At 36.5% G+C, this 23,383-nt stretch carries 27 protein-coding genes; 14 read left to right on the top strand and 13 right to left on the bottom strand.

The features are described from left to right. Window positions 1-54 precede the first annotated feature (54 nt). The 6 genes from fabF (at window position 55) to ACMAYL_RS14540 (ending at window position 5,693) form a co-directional block, all read left to right on the top strand. The gene (gene fabF, locus ACMAYL_RS14515; RefSeq protein ID WP_103217825.1) at window positions 55-1,314 is read left to right on the top strand and encodes a beta-ketoacyl-ACP synthase II; all 1,260 of its coding nucleotides are present in this window, start codon (window positions 55-57) and stop codon (window positions 1,312-1,314) included. Between the two features lie 3 nt (window positions 1,315-1,317). Next, window positions 1,318-2,568 carry a serine hydroxymethyltransferase gene (glyA, locus tag ACMAYL_RS14520; protein WP_103217824.1) on the top strand — a complete coding sequence of 417 codons (1,251 nt, stop codon included), beginning with the start codon at window positions 1,318-1,320 and terminating at the stop codon, window positions 2,566-2,568. Window positions 2,569-2,669: 101 nt separating this feature from the next. Then, a complete protein-coding gene (locus ACMAYL_RS14525; protein ID WP_103217823.1) occupies window positions 2,670-4,253 on the top strand; it encodes a YiiX/YebB-like N1pC/P60 family cysteine hydrolase in 1,584 nt (527 codons plus the stop codon). 43 nt (window positions 4,254-4,296) lie between these two features. Continuing rightward, on the top strand, window positions 4,297-4,833 hold the full coding sequence (nrdR, locus tag ACMAYL_RS14530) for a transcriptional regulator NrdR (RefSeq protein WP_021268241.1): 537 nt from the start codon (window positions 4,297-4,299) through the stop codon (window positions 4,831-4,833). Then, the gene (nusB, locus tag ACMAYL_RS14535; RefSeq protein WP_158246856.1) at window positions 4,808-5,287 is read left to right on the top strand and encodes a transcription antitermination factor NusB; all 480 of its coding nucleotides are present in this window, start codon (window positions 4,808-4,810) and stop codon (window positions 5,285-5,287) included. Before nrdR ends, nusB begins: the two co-directional genes overlap by 26 nt. A gap of 1 nt (window position 5,288) precedes the next feature. Next, complete coding sequence (locus tag ACMAYL_RS14540) at window positions 5,289-5,693, top strand: hypothetical protein (RefSeq protein ID WP_103217821.1); 405 nt, start codon at window positions 5,289-5,291, stop codon at window positions 5,691-5,693. Here the strand turns inward: ACMAYL_RS14540 and ACMAYL_RS14545 are convergent. From ACMAYL_RS14545 to ACMAYL_RS14565, 5 genes are all read right to left on the bottom strand, one after another. Then, a complete protein-coding gene (locus tag ACMAYL_RS14545; RefSeq protein ID WP_103217820.1) occupies window positions 5,690-6,454 on the bottom strand; it encodes a HEAT repeat domain-containing protein in 765 nt (254 codons plus the stop codon). The two genes, ACMAYL_RS14540 and ACMAYL_RS14545, sit on opposite strands and share 4 nt — an antisense overlap. A gap of 46 nt (window positions 6,455-6,500) precedes the next feature. Next, window positions 6,501-7,550 (bottom strand): hypothetical protein, encoded by a 1,050-nt coding sequence (locus ACMAYL_RS14550; protein WP_412470340.1) that lies wholly within the window; start codon window positions 7,548-7,550, stop codon window positions 6,501-6,503. A gap of 115 nt (window positions 7,551-7,665) precedes the next feature. Further along, window positions 7,666-8,508, bottom strand: a complete 843-nt coding sequence (locus ACMAYL_RS14555) for an inositol monophosphatase family protein (RefSeq protein ID WP_103217818.1) — start codon at window positions 8,506-8,508, stop codon at window positions 7,666-7,668. Continuing rightward, on the bottom strand, window positions 8,492-8,695 hold the full coding sequence (locus ACMAYL_RS14560; RefSeq protein WP_199177538.1) for a DNA gyrase inhibitor YacG: 204 nt from the start codon (window positions 8,693-8,695) through the stop codon (window positions 8,492-8,494). Before ACMAYL_RS14560 ends, ACMAYL_RS14555 begins: the two co-directional genes overlap by 17 nt. Before the next feature lie 5 nt (window positions 8,696-8,700). Next, window positions 8,701-9,501 (bottom strand): aminotransferase class IV, encoded by an 801-nt coding sequence (locus ACMAYL_RS14565; protein WP_412470341.1) that lies wholly within the window; start codon window positions 9,499-9,501, stop codon window positions 8,701-8,703. Window positions 9,502-9,540: 39 nt separating this feature from the next. On the opposite strand from ACMAYL_RS14565, the gene ACMAYL_RS14570 reads away from it, so the two are divergent. Genes ACMAYL_RS14570 through ACMAYL_RS14580 form a run of 3 tightly spaced genes read left to right on the top strand, consistent with a single transcriptional unit; the run spans window position 9,541 to window position 11,906 of the window. Beyond that, on the top strand, window positions 9,541-10,509 hold the full coding sequence (locus ACMAYL_RS14570; protein ID WP_412463413.1) for a hypothetical protein: 969 nt from the start codon (window positions 9,541-9,543) through the stop codon (window positions 10,507-10,509). Further along, window positions 10,481-11,287 carry a 3-methyl-2-oxobutanoate hydroxymethyltransferase gene (gene panB / locus ACMAYL_RS14575; RefSeq protein WP_103217993.1) on the top strand — a complete coding sequence of 269 codons (807 nt, stop codon included), beginning with the start codon at window positions 10,481-10,483 and terminating at the stop codon, window positions 11,285-11,287. The genes ACMAYL_RS14570 and panB overlap by 29 nt, the downstream gene beginning before the upstream one ends. Further along, window positions 11,268-11,906: a type III pantothenate kinase gene (locus ACMAYL_RS14580; RefSeq protein WP_412471282.1), complete on the top strand. Its 639-nt coding sequence runs from the start codon at window positions 11,268-11,270 to the stop codon at window positions 11,904-11,906. Before panB ends, ACMAYL_RS14580 begins: the two co-directional genes overlap by 20 nt. On the opposite strand, the gene ACMAYL_RS14585 is transcribed toward ACMAYL_RS14580, so the two are convergent. Continuing rightward, window positions 11,903-12,127 carry a hypothetical protein gene (locus ACMAYL_RS14585; protein WP_103217813.1) on the bottom strand — a complete coding sequence of 75 codons (225 nt, stop codon included), beginning with the start codon at window positions 12,125-12,127 and terminating at the stop codon, window positions 11,903-11,905. The genes ACMAYL_RS14580 and ACMAYL_RS14585 overlap by 4 nt on opposite strands. Window positions 12,128-12,255: 128 nt before the next feature. Here ACMAYL_RS14585 and coaBC point away from each other — a divergent pair, with 128 nt between their 5' ends. Genes coaBC through ACMAYL_RS14605 form a run of 4 tightly spaced genes read left to right on the top strand, consistent with a single transcriptional unit; the run spans window position 12,256 to window position 16,065 of the window. Next, window positions 12,256-13,482 (top strand): bifunctional phosphopantothenoylcysteine decarboxylase/phosphopantothenate--cysteine ligase CoaBC, encoded by a 1,227-nt coding sequence (gene coaBC, locus ACMAYL_RS14590; protein WP_412471283.1) that lies wholly within the window; start codon window positions 12,256-12,258, stop codon window positions 13,480-13,482. Further along, window positions 13,479-14,348, top strand: coding sequence for a pantoate--beta-alanine ligase (gene panC, locus ACMAYL_RS14595; RefSeq protein ID WP_103217811.1), 870 nt, complete (start codon window positions 13,479-13,481; stop codon window positions 14,346-14,348). Before coaBC ends, panC begins: the two co-directional genes overlap by 4 nt. Next, window positions 14,341-15,669 carry a GTPase HflX gene (gene hflX / locus ACMAYL_RS14600; protein ID WP_103217810.1) on the top strand — a complete coding sequence of 443 codons (1,329 nt, stop codon included), beginning with the start codon at window positions 14,341-14,343 and terminating at the stop codon, window positions 15,667-15,669. The genes panC and hflX overlap by 8 nt, the downstream gene beginning before the upstream one ends. Before the next feature lie 42 nt (window positions 15,670-15,711). Then, window positions 15,712-16,065 (top strand): hypothetical protein, encoded by a 354-nt coding sequence (locus ACMAYL_RS14605; protein ID WP_412470344.1) that lies wholly within the window; start codon window positions 15,712-15,714, stop codon window positions 16,063-16,065. Between the two features lie 5 nt (window positions 16,066-16,070). On the opposite strand, the gene ACMAYL_RS14610 is transcribed toward ACMAYL_RS14605, so the two are convergent. After that, complete coding sequence (locus tag ACMAYL_RS14610) at window positions 16,071-16,343, bottom strand: peptidylprolyl isomerase (RefSeq protein WP_103217808.1); 273 nt, start codon at window positions 16,341-16,343, stop codon at window positions 16,071-16,073. A 99-nt stretch (window positions 16,344-16,442) separates the two neighbouring features. Further along, a complete protein-coding gene (locus ACMAYL_RS14615; RefSeq protein ID WP_103217807.1) occupies window positions 16,443-16,790 on the bottom strand; it encodes a hypothetical protein in 348 nt (115 codons plus the stop codon). Between the two features lie 111 nt (window positions 16,791-16,901). Between ACMAYL_RS14615 and ACMAYL_RS14620 the strand changes: the two genes are divergently transcribed. After that, window positions 16,902-17,132: a hypothetical protein gene (locus tag ACMAYL_RS14620; protein WP_103217806.1), complete on the top strand. Its 231-nt coding sequence runs from the start codon at window positions 16,902-16,904 to the stop codon at window positions 17,130-17,132. Between the two features lie 7 nt (window positions 17,133-17,139). Here the strand turns inward: ACMAYL_RS14620 and ACMAYL_RS14625 are convergent, their stop codons facing one another. The 5 genes from ACMAYL_RS14625 to lpxK all read right to left on the bottom strand — a co-directional run bounded on the left by ACMAYL_RS14625 (window position 17,140) and on the right by lpxK (window position 23,374). Next, a complete protein-coding gene (locus tag ACMAYL_RS14625) occupies window positions 17,140-17,985 on the bottom strand; it encodes a prepilin-type N-terminal cleavage/methylation domain-containing protein (protein WP_412471284.1) in 846 nt (281 codons plus the stop codon). A gap of 181 nt (window positions 17,986-18,166) precedes the next feature. Beyond that, window positions 18,167-19,900: a 30S ribosomal protein S1 gene (locus ACMAYL_RS14630; RefSeq protein ID WP_103217804.1), complete on the bottom strand. Its 1,734-nt coding sequence runs from the start codon at window positions 19,898-19,900 to the stop codon at window positions 18,167-18,169. 168 nt (window positions 19,901-20,068) lie between these two features. After that, window positions 20,069-21,214 (bottom strand): hypothetical protein, encoded by a 1,146-nt coding sequence (locus ACMAYL_RS14635; protein ID WP_103217803.1) that lies wholly within the window; start codon window positions 21,212-21,214, stop codon window positions 20,069-20,071. A 5-nt stretch (window positions 21,215-21,219) separates the two neighbouring features. After that, complete coding sequence (locus ACMAYL_RS14640) at window positions 21,220-22,299, bottom strand: DUF3108 domain-containing protein (RefSeq protein WP_392993404.1); 1,080 nt, start codon at window positions 22,297-22,299, stop codon at window positions 21,220-21,222. A 1-nt stretch (window position 22,300) separates the two neighbouring features. Beyond that, window positions 22,301-23,374, bottom strand: a complete 1,074-nt coding sequence (gene lpxK, locus ACMAYL_RS14645; RefSeq protein ID WP_103217801.1) for a tetraacyldisaccharide 4'-kinase — start codon at window positions 23,372-23,374, stop codon at window positions 22,301-22,303. Between the last annotated feature and the right edge of the window lie 9 nt (window positions 23,375-23,383).

The raw sequence follows: 23,383 nt of genomic DNA on the forward strand, positions 1-23,383 counted from the left end.
GGAAAAAAACTTAGTAGAATTGAAGAATAAATAAAGGAAGATAAAGGAATATATATGAGTAACAGAAGTAATAAACGTGTTGTTATCACAGGCCTTGGAACAATTTGTGGATTAGGTCACAACACACAAGATGTTTGGAATGGACTAATCGAAGGAAGATCAGGAATCTCAGAAGCTGAAAGCTTCCCTATTCCAGATCTAGCAATCAAAATTGCTGGAGAAGTTAAAAACTTCGAATTAGATGAAAATATCATGGAAGCTCGTGAAGCGAAAAAATATGACCGCTTCATTCACTTTGCTCTTCACGCAACTGAAGAGGCCCTAAAAGACTCAGGTGCAAACCTAGAGGATTTCGATAAGTACAAAGTTGGTGCAATCCTTGGAGTTGGTATTGGTGGTTTCCCAATTACAGAAGAAACAGCAAGGACATTTGTCGAGCGTGGGCCACGTCGTATCTCACCTTTTTTCATCCCGGCGATTATTCCAAATATGGCAACTGGTGTTTTAAGTATTAGACATGGATTCATGGGTGTTAACTACACTGTTTCATCTGCATGTGCATCTTCGTGCCACGCTATTTCAAATGCGGTAGAAGAGATTCGTTCTGGCCGTCATGACCTCATGATTACAGGTGGAGCTGAAGCTGTTATCTGTAACCTAGGTATGGGTGGATTCATCAATATGAAAGCATTTTCAAAGCGCGTTGATGAGCCTACTAAAGCTTCTCGTCCATTTGATATTGATCGTGATGGTTTTGTAATGGGTGAAGGTGCTGGAGTTCTAATTCTTGAAGAATATGAAAGTGCAGTTAAGAGAGGAGCTAAGATCTATGCAGAAATCGTAGGTCACGGTGCAACTTCAGATGCTCACCATATTACAGCTCCACATCCAGAAGGAGATGGTGCTTACGGTTGTATGAAAAAAGCTATCGAAGATGCAGGTATTTCTCCAGAAGATATTGATTACGTAAATGCTCACGGAACATCAACTCCACTTGGAGATGTTGCAGAAACTGGTGCAATTAAAAGAGTACTAGGAGAAGAGCATGCAAAGAAAATAAATGTATCTTCAACTAAGTCAATGACTGGTCACCTTTTAGGTGCTGCTGGTGGTGTTGAGACTGTCTTTACAGCTCTAGCTCTTCACCACGGGATTATTCCACCAACGATTAACATCGACAATCAAGACCCTAAATGTGATCTTAACTACACTCCTAATAAGGCAGTTAAGAAAGATATTAAATACGCCCTTAATAACTCATTTGGTTTTGGGTCGACTAACTCTTCATTAGTACTGAAGAAAATTGAAGGATAAAGAATGTTTCATAAAAACGCCAATAGCCTAGAAAAAATGGATGAGGAAATTTTCTCATTAACAAAAAAAGAACTAGCGAGACAAGAAGAAGGATTAGAATTAATTGCTTCTGAAAACTATACTTCACTTGCAGTAATGGAAGCACAAGGTTCAGTACTTACAAATAAGTATGCCGAAGGTTTACCTAACAAGCGCTACTACGGTGGGTGCGAAGTTGTTGACTCAGTTGAACAGCTTGCAATTAATCGTCTATGTGAATTGTTTGGATGTAAATTTGCAAACGTACAACCTCACTCAGGTTCAAGCGCAAATATGGCCGCATACTTTTCAATCATTGCTCCAGGAGACAAAATTCTTGGGATGGATCTATCAGAAGGTGGCCACCTAACTCACGGTTCACCGGTAAACTTCTCTGGAAAATATTTTGATGTGAAATTTTATGGATTAAATCCTGAAACAGAAATGATTGATTACGATGATGTAAGAAGAGCTGCTAAAGAACACCAACCAAAGGTAATCGTAGCTGGTGCATCTGCATATCCAAGAACAATTGACTTCGCTAAGTTCAGAGAAATAGCTGATGAAGTTGGTGCTTACTTAATGGTTGATATGGCCCATATCGCTGGCCTTGTTGCTGCAGGCCTTCACCCTTCACCATTTCCTCACGCGCATATTGTAACGTCTACTACACATAAAACATTACGTGGACCACGTGGTGGTATTATCCTGACAAACGATGAAGAACTTGCAAAGAAGATAAACTTCAACGTTTTCCCGGGAATTCAAGGTGGACCTCTTGAGCACGTTATTGCTGCGAAAGCGGTATCTTTTAAAGAAGCTCTTGATCCACAATATAAGGAATATCAAAAGCAAGTTATTACAAACGCTCAAGCATTAGCTAAACAGCTAATTGAGCTAGGAATGGAAATTGTTTCAGGTGGTACAGATAATCATCTAATCCTTATGAAAACTGATCCAGCAGGCGTTACAGGTAAAGTTGCGGAAAAGGCTTTAGAAGAAGCAGGAATTACTTGTAATAAGAATATGATTCCAGGGGATACAAGATCTCCATTTGTAACGAGTGGGATTCGTCTCGGAACACCTGCACTTACAACTCGTGGAATGGGTGAAGAGCAGATGAAGCAAATAGGAACTTGGATTGTCGAGGCCCTAAAAAATGCTGAGAATGAAGCCGCTCTTAAGGACATCAAGTCGCAAGTTGAAAAGCTTTGCAAAGAATTTCCTGTCTACTAATTTCAATACTTTATAGAGGATAGTAGCCTACTATCCTCTAATATTAATAAAATTTCTTAAATTAGCCGATAACTAAATGAGATTTAGTTTGTGGGGATATTGTGAGGAATTTTCATTCGAAATTTATTTCAGTCATTTTAGTTTCAACTTTGTTATCGTCTTGTGCTTCTACTGTCGATCAAATAGAAATGGCCTATGATCAGTACTCTGCTGCAGTATCTCGCTATATCGCTTCAACAACACCAGACTACAATCCATCTAAGTTCAAGATCAGCAAAGAAGTTATCTATGAACTTCAGGAAGCCGTTGAAAAAAATCTTGTGTGGCGAATGGACTTTGCAAAAGCACAAAAGAAAAATAATCAGAGTTCTCTAAAATTTATTTCACCGTATTTTGATTCGAATCAAAAAATAACTTCTGAGCTAAATACATTTTTAAAAAATATTTCGTGGGTAACAGATCCAACAACACGTTTTGAAATACGAACTAATCAAACGACACTAGTTGAACAAAGACGAGAAATATATTTTGAGGGAAAACGAAAGCTTAAAAGACAAGAAAGAGATATCGACTACGCAATCATTAATCCTTATGACATAAAAGGTGCCGAAATTATAAAGGCCATAAAAATTGGTTTTATCGCAAATATTGCAATCTATGAAAATCACTTACTATTAAAGAATAAAATTCGTGAAGCAATAAAAAGTGAAAAAGATATTACTCTTCAAAAAGAGCTTGAAAATTATCACAACAACCTTGTCAACAAGCTTGTTAAGTCCCCTTCTCATAGGAGACTAGCAAAGATGGCCGCAATTTATCGTGATATAAAAATATTTGAAGAAGTTAAAAATAAAACAAGAATTTCTTATTATATCAATCCACTTATTGAAGAGACGCTTGTCTATAATGAATTGATTAAGAGCTATAATAAAAAGAAAAGATGGAATGAAATTACTTCTTCACTTCAAAATACAATCTCATCGATGGCACTTAAAGATAAGACTTACTATGTAGGCTACTTTAATAAAGCTATCAAATTTGAAAATTTAACAGGTGGTCAAGTTACCTATTTAGGAAAAACAGAAAAAGACCATTTAGTTTATCAACTTAAACCAATGGACATTATTTTTACTCATAATAAGAATAGCTTTAATAACGCTGTCGTCGATCGCTTTTGGGATAATGTTGGAATCTGGATTGGTTCTTGGGATGAAATCGTTAAGCTTGGATTATCTAAGCATCCTCTCATTATTAAGTATCGTAATGAGATTCAATCTAAGAACCTCAACTTTATTACAACAACAAGAGAAGGCATCAAACTAAAAAGTATCGAATCGATCTATAATCAAGACGACCTTGCTGTAATTCGAAAAAGAAAATTATCTTATCATGAAACAACTCAAGGAATTGTTCTGGCCCTAAGTAATATAGGTAAGCCATATGATTACAAGATGGACCCTTCAGATACAAGTCGCATTTCATTTGCGCAGTTAGTCTTTGAATCCTTTCCTCAGATTAAGTGGGATAAGTCCCACATGTACAAACAAGAAGCTGTTGCTCCATATAAAATTACACAGCGCACAGGAGAACAACAAGACTTTTTCACGGTTCTTCTCTACCATGATGGAAACGAAGTAATGGAAGACCTTGAGGATAATTTCAGAAAGCTCTCTTCTCTTCAATAAATATTCACACCGTAAAAATGGGAATATGCAATGCATTCATATTATGCTAAAAATAGATATGTATTGCCCAAGTTGCCAAACACCTAACACAAAAGTTATTGATTCCAGACATCTGTCAGATGGACTTGCTGTTCGTCGTCGCAGGGCATGTCTAAATTGTGACTTTCGTTATACGACTTATGAGAAGCTTCAGCTTCAAGTTCCGGCACTTGTAAAGAATGACAAAAGACGAGAGCCATATAACCGCGAAAAAATTTCGAAAGGGATCAATAAGGCCTGTCAAAAAAGACCTTTAACTACGGCACAAATCAACCGATTAATTGATGATGTTGAGATGACTCTATCGCAAATGAACAATATCGAAGTTCCTGCGAAAATTGTTGGTGAAGTTGTTATGGAAAAGCTTTACGAGCTAGACCCTGTTGCCTACGTTAGATATGCTTCATTCTATTGGAACTTTAAAGACATCGATGGCTTCATCGAAAGTTTACAAAAGAGCATCGGTCAATTTGGAAATTTAAAAGAAAAGTTTTTATTAAATAAGGATTCAACTAGTGAAAAACCAAGCATTCAACAATAAGTCAGCAGCACGTCGTTTTGCTTTTAAATTTATCTACAAATTATTTTTAAAAGACTTCAAAACAGAACTTGAAGAATATAAAGATGATATTGGAAAGCTTAAGGCCGATATTGAAATGTTTGAAGAATCATACATGAAAGAAGACGAAGAGCACCATGATAATGATATCAACCCAAGCGTACAAAGCTTTGGTAATAAACTAATTACAGGTGTTATCAAGAACTTTCCTGAAATCAAAGAAACAGCATCAGCTTATATTCTAAAAAGAAGCTTTGATTCAGTAGATGCAATTGAAAGAGCAATTATTTGCCTTGGAACTTATGAGATTAAGTTTGAAGATACTCCAAATAATGCTGCAATCAATGAGTACATCAACCTTGTAAAGAGCTATGGGAAAGAAGAATCTAAAAGCTTTGTTAACGGAATCCTAGATAAGGTAAGTAAAGCACAATAAAATGGCACTAAAGCACGAACTCTTCACATTAATAAATGAAAAAGTTGGCGCAGTCATCTGTCTCTATGACGAGCAACAAGAAAGTTCTGCTCAAATCCTCGAGGCCATTAACCATCTCGTTGATGGCACACTAGAGGAAAGAATTTTAAAGTCTAAGAATAAAAATCTAATTAAAGATAGCTTAAGCCATTACTTCTTTTCAAAGAATTATGGTGAACAACTCAATATCATTTTCACTTCAATTCCTAATACACCTTCTCAAATTGAATTAAAGCAATTCATTGGTGTTTTAGATGCTCAGAAGAAAACTCATATCGAAGAGAAAGAGATCGTTGTGATAAAACCTAAAGGACATGCCTTTAAGTTTCATCACCCATCATTTCAGATTAATCATTTTGAATACTAGCGGATAACTACTGCCGCTTGAGAAATTTTAGACCAGAAACGTTTCTTCTCTTTTAAGTTACCGTTTGGCGCTTTTCTACCAGTAATCTTCTCTAATGTATCAGAGATTTCACTGTGAATATCAGAATATTTTTCTTTTTGAATCATTGATAGAAGAGGTTTCTTAGCTTTTTCAAACTTAAGATCACCTATTGTAGTAATAATTTCTTTTACAATATGGGCCCTCTTTGTTGATTTAAGTTTTTCATTGATATGATAGTTTCTCTTATCATATAGCATGGCCCAAATATTTGGAGCGAGGTCTGTAAGGTTTAACTTCTTAACATTCTCTAGTGCTTGATAGCGAACAATTAGAGAATTGTCTTTTAGAGATTGCTTATAAACATCCTTATAATCTGTTTGATTTAAAGCTAATAATGATTTTAGAGCGGCCATTCTCATAACCCAGTTAGGATGCTTCGCAAACTTAGAAATAAATGGAGCTGATTTCTTTCCCATAACTCTACCAAGTAAGAAAGTGGCCATCCAACGATTTTTCTCTGGATACTTTTCGTTCTTCATTACATTGATAAGTGCCGCTACTGACTTTCCTTTAAGCTTTAATACTTGCTGTTTAAGCTTATCCATTTCAGCAGACTTTAGATTGTACTTGAATTGTCTTTCTAGCTTCTGCGTTAAGACAGCTTGATGTGCCTTGTGATTAACAGCAGAGTACGAGTTAAAACTAACAATTAATGTTGCAATAAGAAGTAGTTTTTTCAAAAGACATCCTTGTCCAAATAAACTTATAAGATTTTAGTAATTAATTCTAACCTAGCATTTTCTCAAATTCACTTAAAAGTTCTTCTGCAGATTTTTGCTCAGCTGATTCATTATCAGGCGCTTTCTCAGCAGCAACATCGGCCACTGGCGCAGGAGCAGGTGCCTCTGCTTCTTCAATTGGTTCAGGGGCTGCATCCATTGTCGGTTCATCAAAAGATTCTTCGAAAACCTCAGGAGCTTCTTCCATCAGCGTCTCAGGTTCAGGAATTTCAACTGGCCCTGGTGCTTCGACTGGCTCTTCCTCAGGAGAAGTAAATTCATCTGGCTCAGGAGAAAGATCAACCTCAGGTTCGGCTTCTGGAGTTAAGTCAATCTCAGGCTCTGAAGGTTCAGTAGGCTCTTGCATTACTGGAGCTGCTCCAGAATCCGCTAATTGCGCTTTAAGTTGTTCATTTTCTTGCTTAAACTTTCTAAGGTCAGCAAGATCACCTTCAATCATTTCATATTCTTTAAGTCTAGCTTGAAGCTCATCTCTTTCAGAAGCTAGAGCTGATACTTCAGCACTACTATCACCGGCCGTGGCACTAGCAGTTTTTAAAGTTTCAACTTGTGCTTTTAACTGTGCAATTTCAGAATTTAGATTTGTTATAATTTGAGCTGAATCAGAATTAGAACCCGATTGCTCAACAACATTAAGTTGTGCTTCAAGGTCTCTAATTAGAGAATCCTTATTTGCAATTTGTCCATTTAGTGCAGCAATTTCTGCATTCTTACTTGCAAGCTGTGCACCATCAACATTACCTGTTGGAAGACTTCCCCCAGGAACGACAGAAGGAATCCCCTCTCCTGTATCTAATCCACCGCCTCTAAAAAGAGATGACTTAAGAGCATTCGAGTTTTGAATAACTGAGTCTAGATAGCTCTTTAGAACATTTGCTGGAATTTGATGTTGTAACTCCTGCATACGTTTTCTTGTATAAAACCAATAAACGACGATGATACAAATTAAAAGTATAAGAATAGAGAATAAAATATAAAAAACGTTGTCACTAACGTACATCATTTCTCTTGATAATCTCGTGATAGAATTCGTCACTTTTTAATCCTTTTAATATATAAACCTTTGATTATTTTAACATAATCAGCGCTATTTAAAAGATATGAAAAAATAGCAAAAATGAACCTATAAAGTAGGTGTTTGGCCGAGCTTTTTAATCAGAAACCATTTCATTTAGTTTCTCATAAAGGGGATTTCTGCCTACAATAATTGTCTCTGAGAAGATATTATGATCATGACCATTATACTCTGTTACTTTTGCACCAGCTTCTGAACAAATTATTTTTCCAGCGGCTACGTCCCATGGGGCCAGCCCCTTCTCCCAAAAGCCATCAAAGATTCCACGGGCCACATAACAAAGATCGATGGCCGCTGAGCCAAGTCTGCGAACAGCAGAGATATTAACCATGACTTTTTTAAATTTTTTGAACTCATCATTAAATGGCTTTCCCTTCTCTGTGGCAAAGCCAGTTGCTAATAGAAAACCACGATCTCTTGAGCGCGTTTTTTTTAGTTGAGTCTTTTCTTTGCCCTTCATAAGATATGCTCCATTGCCTTTTGTAGCACAATAAAACTCACCTTTTTCAGGGATATAAATTACCCCAACAACCGGTTGAAGTTTATAAGTTAGCGAAAGACAAACACAGTAATGTTCCAGGCCGTGGACAAAATTATTTGTACCATCAAGGGGGTCAATAACCCAAAGGTAGTCGCTATCTTGGTATTCCTTAAGATGCTTATAATCACCTTGGTACTTGTGATAGAAGTCTTCTTCGGCCAATACAGGAATATCTGAATGTAGTTTATAGAGCTGATCTATAATATATCCCTCAGAAGCATGATCTGCTGCTGAGACTGCGCCTTGAGCATCTTTATAACTAATCGATAAATTTGAAAGATCTTTTTGATAAGGTTTTAAAATTCTTCCAGCTCCACGAGCAATTCTAATCAACTCACCTTCAATGGCAATAAGTTCACTCTTAGTAATCTTCTTCATCCTGTCTCTTTCTAATTACGGCCTCTAAATCACTTTCAGATAATGGCTCATTACTTGCGACTGTATAATTTTCAGTAAGCCACATTCCTAAATCAACCATTTTACATTTCTCACTACAAAATGGACGAAATTCACTTGAATAATAATTAAACTCTTTTGAGCATTCAGGGCATTTAACCTTCAACACTTTTGTCACCAAATTTCTCCGTAAAACTCGTTAACTAACTTCTTAATTTGTGTATCTTCATTATAAGCTACTTCATCTATACTTGAAATATGCCTTATGCCATTAAATGAACTTGTAGAAAAACAACTTTCAAATTCATGTAGTTCTGCTGCATGAACGCGCATCTCTTTTAGCGGACGTCCTAATTTCTCTAGCATAAACTTAATTCTCTCAAGGGAAATTCCATCAAGAACACCAAACTCAGCAATGGGAGTAATATACTCATCCCCTCTCTTAAAAATAATATTAGCTGTAGGTAGCTCTAATATATATGATTCAGAATCAAGCAAGAGAACGTCATCATAACCTTGGGCCAAACACTCTTTTCTCAATTGAAATTGAAATTGGTAATTACTGCGCTTTAAAAAGTCGGGAAAGTTTCGATCAGGATAATAGCAACGAGACATAATCTTTAAGGCACTCGTTAATTGCGATTTTTCTACCGTCCAAATCCAATATTGAATTTTTCCAGATAGTTCACGATAGAATGTAATTCTTAGATAAGCATGAGCAATAGAAGTAAACTCATCAAGAATTTTAGCTGTGGCCAATTGGACTTCATCAATTAAAGATTTACTAAAATCATTAGGCCAACAATATTGAAAAGACTTCTCTAATCTTTCACGATGCTGATCCCAAAAAATCGCCTTTCCCTCTTTAACAAGTATTGTTGTAAAAAAAGAATTCCCCCAGAGATTTCCCTCATTAATTAATGCATCACGTGCTGTTAAGCCTTTTTTAGAAAAATAGATTACTTCCTGTGCCATAACTTCCCTTATTGTTTCAATCCATGATATCTAATTTTTATGATGAAAAATAGTAGCGATAATATTTCTAATGATATTTTAATTATTGGCTTTGGCTCTCAAGCAAAATCATGGTCACTTAACCTAAGAGATTCTGCTCGATCAGTCACTATAGGCTTGCGCCAAGGTAGCAGCTCAATCGCCCTTGCAAATAAGATGGGGTTTCCAACAATTGATATCAATAATTCGAAAATTGCTAATTATGAATTTATCATCATCCTAACACCAGATGATACACATGAAGAAATCTTAACTTCTCTTCAATTCTCTGATACGAATTTTAAGCAAAGATTAGTTTACGGTCATGGCTATAGTGTTATGTACCAAGACCTACGATCAAAGCTTCCTTCACATGAGCACTTTCTCTTGGCGCCAAAAGCTATTGCAAGTGAACTACGCTTTGGTTACGAAACAAATGCGCCCTTAACTGCTGTTGTTAATTGTGAAGATGAGAAACTTCTAAAGCTATCAAAAGATTTAGGCATTAGTGTTGGCCCAATTGTCGCAAGCTTCGAAGAAGAAACTATTTGTGATCTCTTTTCTGAGCAATCAATCCTATGCTCAGTCATTCCCCAAGCTGCAAGGCTGTCATTTGAAACCCTGATTGCAAAAGGTCACACTCCAGAGATTGCTTATATCGAATGTTGGCATGAGGTTAAACTCATAGCTGACGCCATGATAAAATTTGGCCCAACCGAGTTTATGAAGCTCATCTCTCCAAATGCCTTTATGGGTGGAGAAATGGCCAAGTCACTGATTTTTGATGATGAGTATCAGAACAAGCTCAATAAAATCTATAAAAATATCGAAAACGGCTCTTTTGCCCGTGAAATTCTTCATACTGATTTCCAAAAGCAGCTCTCTCAGGTTATAAGTGAGTGGAATAACTTAGAAATCACCAAGGTTTATAATAGCTTTGGAAAGAAATTGGTTCACGGGAATGAAGAAGCTAACAACTCGCAAAATTAGAAAATCAAAACTTTCTGCAACAGGAAAGTCACTACAAGTTCTTACTTGTTACGATTATCAAACAGCTCAAATGTTAAATGAAACTGAGCTTGATATGATTCTTGTGGGCGACAGCCTTGGTAATGTTGTTCTTGGTTATGATACGACTGTTCAAGTTAGCCTAACAGAAATGTCCATTTTTGGTGCAGCAGTAAGAAGAGGTGCTCCAAATAAATTTGTTATTGTTGATATGCCTTTTGGTTCATATACAACTTTTGATAAGGCCCTTGAAAATGCCACAAAGCTATTTCAAGAAACTCAAGCTGAAGCACTTAAGCTTGAAGGTGCCTACCCTCACCAATTAGATATCATCAAAAGACTTACTCAATCAGGGATTCCTGTTATGGGCCATATTGGTCTAACGCCTCAAAGCGTTCATGAGCAAGGTGGTTACTATACTCACGGTAAGGATGATTCGGATAAAGCAAGACTACTTGCCGAAGCAAAACTTTTAGAAGAAGCTGGTTGTTTTTCAATTGTTCTTGAATGTGTCACTGATGAGATTGCGACAATTATTACAAGAGAGCTTTCAATTCCTACAATTGGAATTGGAGCCGGAAAAAATACAGATGGACAAGTTCTTGTGATTAATGATCTCTTGAAGATGGGACCTGGAAAGTATCCAAATTTTTGTAAGCCAATTGCTAACTTCTACGAACAAAAACTAAAACTCATTAGTGAATATATTCTTAAAAGTAAAAAAGCGGATAATTCAGACGATGCAGACCTACACCATTGATAGTGGAAACACTTTCTTAAAAATAGGTGTTTTTAAAGATAGCATTCTAAGAGATGTTAAAAAATTAAATATCTCAGATTTTAGTTTTAAATTTGAAGAGAGTGCTCCAATTATCTATTCTAATGTCTCAAAAGAAATAACAGACTTACTGCCTGAAAGAGCAGAGAATGCGAATGATCTTATTAGGGATTTTAAAACGACTTACGATCCAAATAAGCTAGGTATTGATCGCAAGGTAATTTCCCATTACCTACAAAAGAATTTTCCGAACGAAAAACTTCTACTCGTCGATACAGGAAGCTTCATCACATTCGATGAAATTGATCATGGAAAACATCTTGGTGGCCCGATCTTTTTAGGACTGGCAAATTACTTAAAATCATACCCAGAATTTTCAGCGAATCTTCCCCTACTAAGTGAAATCGATATAAATGATATGACTAATACAGAACAGGCCATCTCACATGCCTACATGGCCTATCTTGAGATGATTATTTCCCAAGTGAAAAAATATAATCAACACAGAGTCATTTTAACTGGTGGTGATTCTCATAAATTAAAAGATTATGGTGAAATCCAGAACGAACTAATTCATCATGCTCTCTTTAGTCTACTTTAACCTACAAAGTTCTTTTTAAAATTTGCTGGAATTTCGATAGCGCGATACTTCTTGCCATTAGAAAGTCGTAGCCAATAACCTTCCTTAACATCACCTTCAATAACGATATTAATTGGCTTCATTGACACGATATGATCGTAATTTATGTAGATTAGTTCTAGTGTATCTCCCAGTGCTTGTACGTCACGTTGTGAGATGATTGAGAACTTACCAAATTTCATAAACTTACCTTTGTTACTTATTACACAGGCCTTCCGAATACCTTCAGATATTTCAAATTCAATGGCCTAAATCCTTAAAAACATATATAAGATAGACACATAGTATTAACAACCAGAAAGTTAAATATATGAAAATATTAGTAGGTGTATGTGGCTCAGTTTCCGCTTATAAATCAATTGAGTTTGTAAGAGGGCTGGTAAAGAAAGGTCACGAGGTAAAGGTTATTTTAACAAGTGGAGCAACGAAATTTGTTCATGCTGACCTCTATACTTACCTTGGTGCCGCCCAAGTCTATAGCGCGCAATCTGACTTTAGTGGAAGTGTCGAAACAAAATCTGTTCTTCATATTGAGCTAGCAAAGTGGGCAGACTCACTTCATATTTATCCGGCCAGTGCTAATACAATTGCCAATCTTGCCATGGGTAAGGCCGATGATCTACTAACATCAATCTTTTTAGCAGGATGGGATAAGTTTCAAACGATTATTTATCCTGCCATGAATACGTCAATGTGGACGAATCCAATCACTCAAGAAAATATTGACCTACTTGAGAGGCTGAATAAGCAAAGTAATATCTTTATCTACCCACCAGCTTCTGGTGAACTCGCATGTGGTGATGTCGGTGCGGGAAAAATTCCAGCAGTTGAAGAGGTCCTGGCCAATTTTGATGCTATCAACCCATCAATAAATGAATCATCAAAACGAGTTGTTATTACAGCGGGAGCAACTGTTGCTCCAATTGATCCTGTACGTTTTGTAACAAATCCATCATCTGGTAAAACAGGTTATGAAATTGCAAAAGAATCTCTTCGCTTAGGATATCAAACGACAATTCTACTAGGACAAAACTCATGTCCAGAATTTCAATTTTTAAAAAGCCTTCCAGGAGTTAAAATCATTTCAGTTCGCACAACGGATGAAATGTATGAAGCAGTTCTTGCGCTTGAAAATCAATTTGATACTTATATTTCAACGGCCGCCATTAGTGATCTAAAATTTAAGACAGCAGAAGGTAAACTAAAGAAGGAAGCCCTATCTTCTAGTTTAGAATTTGAAAAGGCCCAAGATGTTCTTGCTCATGTTGTTGCCAATAAGTTAGAGAATCAAATTATTGTCGGATTTGCTGCTGAAACAGATCTTTCTAAAGAAATCTTAGAATCAAAATATAATCGTAAGCCAACGAAACTCTTAATCGGAACTCATGTCGACAGTGGCCTTTGTAAGAGTTCACGAAAGGGCTTTGGTAATAATGAAGCTTACTACACAATCCTTAACGATGGCGTAATTGCCTTTACAGGTGAGCTATCAAAAATCGAGTTAGCAAAAGAAATATTTCAAAGGATTAAAGCTTGAAGTTAATTCAAACGCGATCAGATTTAATTGCAGCAATGAAAGAAGTCTCACACGACTCTCTTGGCCTTGTTGCAACAATGGGAAATCTACACGCAGGTCACATGAGCCTTCTAACAAACGCTCTTGAAACCTGTGATAAAGTTGTTGTCACAATCTTTGTAAACCCAAAGCAATTTGGAGAAAATGAAGATCTGGATAGCTACCCTCGAACACCAGAACAAGACCTTGACCTAATCAAGGAAACGGCAGGTAATCGTGCCGCTGATATATTAGTTTTCCTACCAAAAGATAATAGTGAAGTTTATCCAGCAGGCTTTAACACGACGGTATCAGTTGATGGTATTACGCAAAAGCTATGTGGACAAAGTCGTCCGACGCACTTTAGTGGTGTGACAACTGTTGTTTATCAACTCTTCACACTAATTAAACCAAGCCAGGCTTTCTTTGGTCAGAAAGATTATCAACAAGTTTGTGTCATTAGGAAAATGGCCCATGACTTAAATCTTGAACTTGAAATTAAAACAGTGCCAATTAAACGCGAAGAAAGTGGCCTTGCCCTTTCATCACGAAATGGCTACCTGACAAGTGAAGAAAAAGAATTTGCTCTTATTCTTCCAAATAAATTAAATGAACTAGAAAATCTTCTAGCAAGAACGACATGGGTTGAAGCACAGGCTCAGCTTAACGAAATCCTTGAGGAAACTTTAAAAGATTCAAATTGGGATTATCTTGAAGTACTTGATAGTACTAATTTAGAAGATGTTGAATCAAATACAAAAGAAGTTGTTATCGCTGGTGCATACTTTGTAGGAAGTAAACCTACTCGCCTTATCGATAACAGATTAGTGGAAATTACTTATGCTTGATAATGAATTTTTTATTTCACGTGAGGCAAAGGCCTCACTTGTATCTTTAGTTTGTCCAAAGTTTAAAGAACATGCGACAGAAAAAGACACTCTCCGTTCACTTGGAGAGCTTAGAGAACTAATGCGAACATTAGATATTGAGACAGGTGAACAGTATATTCAAAATAAGAAGACTGTTGATCCTGGAACAATCTTAGGAACAGGAAAGCTTGAAGAAATCGCAATGGATGCAAAAGCTGAAGGCTCGACTCTTCTTGTTTTTGACTGCGAGCTTACATCTTCACAAATTAGAAATATCAAAAAGCTAACAGGAATGTCGGTTGTTGACCGTTGCCATATTATTCTTGAGATCTTCTCTGAGCACGCCCGTACAAAAGAAGCACGTATTCAAATTGAAATCTCACGTCTGCAATATATCCTTCCTCGCCTGGCCGGTTTCTGGTCTCACCTTGGCCGTCAAAAAGGTGGTATTGGTGTCCGTGGTGGAGAGGGTGAACAGCAGATCGAGCTTGACCGTCGTATCATTCGCGAGCGTATCGAGTTTTATAAGAAAGAGCTTAAAGAGGTTGAAAAATCTCGTATTGAGCAAAAGAAGAAACGCTCAAAAAAGGCTATTACAACGGCCCTTGTTGGTTATACAAATGCTGGGAAGTCGTCTCTTATGAATCGTCTTTGCCGCGTAAACGTCTTAGAAGAAGATAAGCTATTTGCGACTCTTGATTCGACATTTAGGATGTTAAACCCAGATACAAAGCCGCCGATGATCCTTATTGATACGGTAGGTTTCTTATCAAACCTTCCAAACACTCTTATTGATGGTTTCAAGACAACTCTTGAATCTGCCCTAGAAGCGGACCTTCTAATAATCGCTTGTGATATTAGTGATCCTAATTACGAAAAGCATCTTGAAGTTACAAATAATGTACTAAGTGAACTTGGACTTGCTGATAAAGAGCGCTTCATTGTCTTCAATAAAAAAGATAAGTTAAATGATAAGATTACTGAAACTATCATCAAGAGAAAACATCCTAATAGCTTTGTGATCTCTAGTTTTAATACTGATGAAATTGATAACCTTCGTGAATACATCGTTAACTTCTTTTTAGAAAAGCAGAATAATTACGATCTCTTTATTCCATATGATGCAGGGGCCGCACACTCAATTGTGGTTTCAAAAACAAACGTCATTAAAACAAGTAATCACGAAAAAGGGATCTACTATCAAGTTAGAGTACCTGACTTTATTTATAATCCATTAGGGTTACAAAAGTTTGAACTCGGACCTCACGATCCCCTTCTAGACGAACTAGACGAAGTCTAAGTAAAAAATTAAATTTAAATTTTACTATTCCGATGAGCGAGTATGAACAAAATCATACTCGCAACACTACTATCTATGCTATCTTGGTCTGCCTTTTCAGCAGTTAAAACAATCGACGTTGAAGCTTATTTTAAAACAGATATGGACTTCATGTTCTCAATCAAAAATAAGAACTACGATAAGGTCATTCTCGACTGCCAGGGTTTTATCAATGGCCTAAACCTATATAGCACACGTGGACACGATATTTTCACTCTTCCAGGATATGGACATTGCATGGCCATTCACAATGAAATCATTAAGAATATCAAAGATGAGAAAAGTTCTTGTTTAGTATTAAATGATAAGGAAGGGCAAATACTAGTTCTGGACAGCAAGTGCCCAGAACAGAAGTAGAAGTCTTAAGAGATTCTCTTAATTAGGTGGTAACCAAATTGCGTGCGAACGATTGGAGAGAGCTCTCCAACTTCTAGTGCAAACGCAGCTTTTTCAAATGGTGCCACCATCATCCCTTTTCCAAACTCTCCAAGGTCTCCACCTTGTTGCCCAGAAGGACAATTAGAAAAATCTTTTGCAAGTTCTTCAAAAGTTTTTCCATCTTCAAGCTTTTTTAATAAATCTTTCGCTTCATATTCTTGATCAACAAGAATGTGAGCACAACGAATCTTAGACATAGTTTTTCCTTTGAATATATTTTTTAAGAATGAAATCGCCAATAGTATGTTCCTATGATTACGAGAATTATAATGGCAAGGCCAAGATACATGTAAAACTCATCCCTCTCCATTAAAATCTCCACAAATACGATCGAGGTTAGAAAGTAAATTTGCAATATCTAACGGTGCCTCTATAACACGCTGAGCACCCTCTTCACCCTTCGTCACAAGTTGAACAACAGGGATATTTTGGCAAAACTCTGATTCGATTTTTCCAATTGTATCGGCCGTGATTGTCGAAAGATCCACAAGGATGACTTCAGGCACAATATCTCTGATAAAATGAAAGGCCTCTTCTTCATTAGATAGCGTGAAGAAATCTCCACCGACTTCCCTACCTAAGGCCTCGATAGCAGTTATCATCATTTGGTTATTAGATAAAAAGAATAGTTTTTTAATTTTCACGATTAAGCCTTCGTATGTTACATTTAATCAATAAGAGTAATGGGAGTCCACATGTCTAGCCGCATTAAAATTATTGATAACCTATCCAATTCTACCTTATATGAGTTTTCAATGGAAGACGCAGATCGTGCTTATCAAAAATCTGAAGAGCTGGAAGAAATGGGCCTTGATATTAAGCTAGTAATCCCTTCAGTCTCGCAAACACTTATTGAATCTCTCGGTGCCTCAAGTGAAACAGTTGAAAAGCTTAAGGAAATGCTGGATGAAGAAATTGCCTCTCATATCGATGAAGAAGATGGAGGGTGCTCAATTTGTCTTCCAGATGGAAAGGTTCATCAATAAATTAAGATCAAAGTTCTTCATTTAGAAGAGCTTCCATCTTCTTTGTATTCTCTTGAAGAGATTTTAAAGATTCCATTGCCTTTTGAAGTTCAGGATTATTTTTTACGGCCTTACTAATATCTTCTTGTGACAGTGATTGACCAGTTTTTTGGGCCGCTTCGTTGATTGATTCCTCAAAGACCTTATCGTAATCAGTCTTTTTCGAAAGATCATTATTTACTGACTCTTGACTAGATTCACTCTCGCTAGGCTTTGAATCTGAACCACTACTTGCTTCTGCAGTTGAGGAACTCGAAGAAGTATTCATAAAAGGTATCTTTGGTAAATATATTCCACCCAGAACCCCGCAGTCCTCTACTCGATTTGAATCATTCACAAATAGATCAACCTCAAATCGCTTAATAATCGTCTTTCCACCATAAGCATTATTATTCATACGATTAAGTTCTAAATTTAATTTTAATTCCGCACGGTGAAAGTCTTGTCCTTCTACCTTGTTCACATAGAAGTTCGAAATATACATTGAAGAAAGAACGAAATTCGTTCCGTTAACCTTATCTCCTATCGTGTACTTTGCCTTACCATCAGGTCTAACTATCTCTTCAAGAATGAGATCATTCTCTATCACCCCAAGCTTTCCTAGAGACCTTTTACAAATCCCAGGCTTTGCCATATAGGCCTTAATTGCATTAGCGTAGTTATTTAGCTCTGTTTGATTAATTGCAGTCTTTGTCGACTTCATTTGAGTCTTCATGAAACGAGCGAATCCAAGTGCTATAATTGCTAAAAGGCCTGCTGCCATAACAATCTCAAGCAGGGTAAAGCCAGAGTTATTTTTTGTGATTTTGTGCATAAATATATTTTAACGGAGAACTGAGTTTGAAGAAAGAATAAATATAAATTCCATCCTGGACATGCGTCCGCGGGCATGCGTCCGCTCTCGGCTCCTGCCTTCGCGGACATACCGTCCATCCTGGACATAAAAAAGGCCACCCTAGGGGTGGCCTCGTATAATCAACTATTTAAGTAGTAGATTACTCGTCATTTCCAAGGTTGAAACCTTTAAGAACGTCACCAAGAGTCGCAGACTTAACTACTTCTTGTTGCATTCCCTGAGTATCAGAGTTTAGAGCAGACTTCATAGAAAGAGCGATTTTCTTCGCATCTTTATCTAGAGAGATAACCATAGCTTTAACTACGTCACCTTTCTTAACTACGTCTTCTGGCTTCTCAACTCTATCTTCAGATAGTTCAGAAATGTGAACTAGACCTTCGATACCAGTTTCAAGTTCAACGAAAGCACCAAAATCAGTTACTCTAACGATTTGAGCTTCAACGATTGTACCAACTGGAAGTCTTGTTTCAATTTTCTTCCAAGGATCTTCTTTAAGTTGCTTAACACCTAGACAGAATTTTTGGTTTTCTTTATCAACTGAAACTACAGCAGCTTCAATCTCATCACCAACTTTGTAATCATCGTTTAGGTTGATATTTTTCTTAGTCCAAGAGAAATCAGATACGTGAATTAGAGCATCTACTTCTTCACCAAGGTCAACGAAGATACCAAATTCAACGATTGATTTAACTTTACCAGTAACTTTTGAACCTACAGGGAACTTAGCTTCTAGAGCATCCCATGGGTTTTCTTGAAGTTGCTTGATACCAAGAGAAATTCTCTTGTTTTCTACGTCTACTTCTAGAACCTGTGCTTCAACGATTTCACCTACAGTGAAGTGCTTAGTTGGGTTCTTGATAGAGTTTGTCCAAGACATTTCAGAAACGTGGATTAGACCTTCGATTCCGTCATCAAGCTCGATGAAGATACCGTAATCTTTAACAGATACGATTTCACCTTTAACTTTTGTTCCTGCAACATACTTATCTTGAGCAGCTTCCCAAGGGTTTTCTTGAACTTGCTTAAGACCAAGAGAAACTCTTTCTTTTTCTTTATCAAACTTAAGGATCTTAACTTCGATTTCGTCACCAAGAGTAAGGATATTTGATGGGTGCTTAACACGTCCCCATGACATATCAGTGATGTGTAGAAGACCGTCAATTCCACCTAGATCGATGAATGCACCGTAATCAGTGATGTTTTTAACGATACCCTTAACAACCATTCCTTCTTCAATTTGAGAAAGAACTTCACCACGTAGTTTACCTCTTTCTTCAGCAAGAATTGCTCTTCTTGAAAGAACGATGTTTCCACGTTTCTTGTTAAACTTGATAACTTTGAATTCCATCTTTTTACCGATGAATTTATCAAGGTTTCTAGTTGGTCTAACATCAATTTGTGAACCAGGTAAGAAAGCCTTAACACCGATATCAACAGATAGACCACCCTTAACTTTTGCTACAACTGTACCAGTAACTGGAGTACCGTCTTCACATGCTTCAGAAATTTTATCCCAAGCTTTAAGGATTTGAGCTTTGTCCATTGAAAGAACTAGGTTACCTAGGTGAGACTCTAGTTTATCAAGATAAACTTCAATTTCGTCACCAAGTGCAACTTTTAGAGAACCATCGTAGTTAGTGAATTCTCTTTTTGGAACAAGACCTTCTTGCTTGTATCCAATGTCAACAAGTACGTAATCTGGTGAGATGTTAACAATTTTACCTTTGAAAACTTCACCTTCTGTAAATGTTGGAGTTTCTGTCGAATCTAGTAGTTTCGAAAACTCTGTTTCATCTCTTGTCTCGATGTCTTCACCAAGAACAACTTCGTAACCTTGCATCCAAGATTGTTTTAGATTGTTTAAATCTGTCATAATTTACCTCATGGAAGGATTATTAACTGTGTCCAATCAATATTCCTTATATTTTTTGATTCTAAGGGAAACCCTTAGTGTAAATCTCTTCTACTGAAGACAACTTACAATTTTTTGATTTTGCGCATCTTAAGTTTTTTGGGGCCCTACGTCAACAATAAAAACTTATTAATTATAGAACCTTAGGCGTTTGTTCAGGTGCTTTTCGTACAGTTTAAATAGGTTATATTTATAACCATCGATACCATGCTCATTCCATAGCTCATCACGAGACTTAAGACATGATTCCTTATACTTAGTATTATTTTGGACGATATCTTTAACTCTAGTCCTCAACTCACGTGCATCACCTTGACGGTAAGTCGCAAGAGAGCCGTGATAGATTCGATGAAGTTCCTCCGTCGTAGCATTGCGCGGAACAGCAGTAGGAATTCCTTTAAGAATTGCCAGCAGTGCGTAGTCTTCTATTGGAGATTTTGATGTGTACGAAATCCAGATATCAGAGCGTACTTCATAAATATTATCGTGCTCATGAAATTCAACGTAATTTTCAAGTTTATACTCTGCAATTCTATCCTTTATCGGATTATAAAGGATATTTCTCTCCCACTTTCGATTTGAGAAGATATGCAGCTTAAATCTCTTAGGTAGCTCATTGTCTAAATTCAAGGCCCATAAAGCCTCTAAGCAAACTGAGAGATCATTTAACTCAACTTCGTGATCATTAACCCAACAAGAAAGGTGAATTAAGTTTTCCTCATCAAAAGTATATTTTTTCTCAAAGTTAATCTTATCAACACCAAGGCCTGAAGAATAAATCTTACGTACAGGCACATCCATATGAGTATTAATTGAATCAATCATCTCTCTAAAAGGAATAAAGATCAGATCAATTCTTCCTATCAGGCGACGATACCAAAACTGTTTATAGAATTTACTCACTTCAAAATTAATTGTGAAAAAGAGTGCTGTTAAATTTCTCTTTCTTAAGAACGAGGCCAGCGGCCATAAGAAATTTAATTGATAGCAGTGAACGATATTAATATCGTAACGCTTTATTATTCCTCTAAGTTTTGAAAGCTTATACCAATTCCAAACTCTTAACTTAGTTGTACCTGTATGGAAAATACAATCGATCCCGGCCTTTTTACACTCTCTATGCAAGAACGAGTCTTTCAAGCAGTAAATGAAGATATTATGGCCAATTTCTTTTAACAAAATACTATCTCTTAAAAGCATGCGCTCCTTCGAACCTGAACTATAGGTTGGAGAAACATAAAGAATATTTTGTTGTTTTCTAAAAATATTAACCATTAACTTTACTTACCAGTATCCTTTCCCGCTTTATGTGAGATAAGCTCTCCTTTTACAGTTCCAATTTTAACCTTTGCAGAGAACTTAAGTACAGTCCTAGTTTCATCAGTTGAAATCCAAAAATTTATATCGCCAGATTTCTTTAGAACCCCAGGAAATTGTGTTTGGGCAGTTATCTTATAAGCTTGATAAGCTTTTCCCATTATAGTGATATCTTCTATTTCATCGACAGTCGCTTTTAAAAGCCACGCCTTACCTCTTGTAATAATTGGAAAATCAAAGCTTGTTCCAATCTTCATTGGAATACCGCGAATAAAATAAAGAGCGGAAAAAGAATCAGTAAAGTATCGTGGTAGAGAGTCTACTTTCTTAATCTTCTTTGTTTTTCCTTTCTTCAGACGATTATAAAAAAAGTAGGTCTTCAGTTCGTCATGATCAAATAGTTGAAGATCATCCACAACCTGTCCTGATTCACGCTGCTTCATTTCATACTTTAAAGAAGAGAATTTTCCATGGTCCGCATCGACATAAACATCAAGAGTATCTTTTAGCTTATAGATACCTTCAAAATATTCAGCAGATTCTAAAAGAGCATTTACATGAAGAACTTCTTTTTCTCCGATCAGTGCCATCGGTTGTGTTGTAATCGTTGCGATCCCCGCCTTAAAGATTGACCAAGTAATCTCATATTTGAATTCTTCACCAACAAAGAAGATCGGCTTATATGAATCCCAATATTTCTTTGATTCTTTATCAAATTTTAAAAATGCTTTTGGGTAATCTTCTTTTTCTTGAGGATTAGTTTTTACCTTTGGAGCCGCTTTAACAACAGGCTTAGCTTTAACAACTTTTTCTTTTTTCTTTGCAACTTTCTCAATCTCCTTCTCTTCAATTGAAGAAGAAAAGGGAGTCGGTGTCGGAGCAGGCTCTTCGACTTCAGTCGTTTTAAACTTCTCTAAAGTCTTACTTTCCTCATCAGAGAAAATTTCCACTAGATCCATATCATCGCTATCACTTTTCATAAGTGCACCAGCACAACCAAAAAGTAATAAAGCCAAAAGACTTAAAGAAAAAATATTTCTCACTCTAACCTCTAACAACCGAGTTGATTTTATCTTTTACAAATTGTTCACCTTTTATAAACTCGATACCAATTTGTAGGTAGTGAATTCTCTCACTACTAGAACACCTCTTCATTTTAACAATATCTTTCTCTGTTGTAAGAATGATGGCATCCTTTTCTTGTGCTAGTTCCACTAAGCCTTCTAACTCACTAACTTTATAAAGGTGGTGATCAGGAAAATTAAAATCGTCAACTATATTTGCATCAAGTTGCTTAACTAACTTTAAGAACGCCTCAGGAGATGCAAGTCCAGAAACACAGATTACACTTTTTCCTTTTAAGTCAGTCAAAGCATAATCTTCTTCATGTAAGAGGTTCTTAATTGCACTTGGAGCATACTTAAAGAAACCGCTCGGCGTATTCGGTTTACAGTTTTTAAGAATATAACTTTCTAACCTTTCAAGTTTATCTTCAGTTACAAGATCTGCCCTACCAAATAGAACAATATCCGCTTCTCTTAGAGCACTTACGCCCTCTCTTAAGTATCCCCTAGGAGGACAATGATACTTCGACATTGGAAGTAGAGAGTCGAAAAGAACGATATTCAAATTGCGGTTGATTTTTAAATGCTGAAACCCATCATCAAGAAGAACAACATCTGCTTTTTCTTCTTCATAATATCGTCTTAAATTATCACTTCGGTCTGCACCAACAACAACACTAGCATTCTTTAGATTGCGACTTAAAACAAGTGCCTCATCACCAAAAACAAAAGGGTTTTCACTGATTTTCTTTCCCGTTTTAATGATTCCACTTGAGTTCTCTAATTCGCCCTTATAGCCTCTTGTTAGAACCATCGTCTTTTTATTTAAAATATCATTCAAATAATTACCAATCCAAAGCGTAAAAGGTGTTTTTCCTGTTCCACCTAGCGATAGATTTCCGATACTAATAATTGGTACTTCAAAAGATGATGATTTTAGAATTCCCATCTTGAAAGCAAAACGACGTAAACGATAAATCCACTCCCACAAAAAACTAACAGGAGTAAGAGCAACGGAAAAAAAGTTAATGAGTTTTATATTAATATTATTCATGATTCCTCA

Origin of the sequence: Halobacteriovorax sp. RT-2-4 (assembly GCF_047085445.1) — a bacterium.
In the GTDB taxonomy this organism is placed as follows: Bacteria; Bdellovibrionota; Bacteriovoracia; order Bacteriovoracales; family Bacteriovoracaceae; genus Halobacteriovorax_A.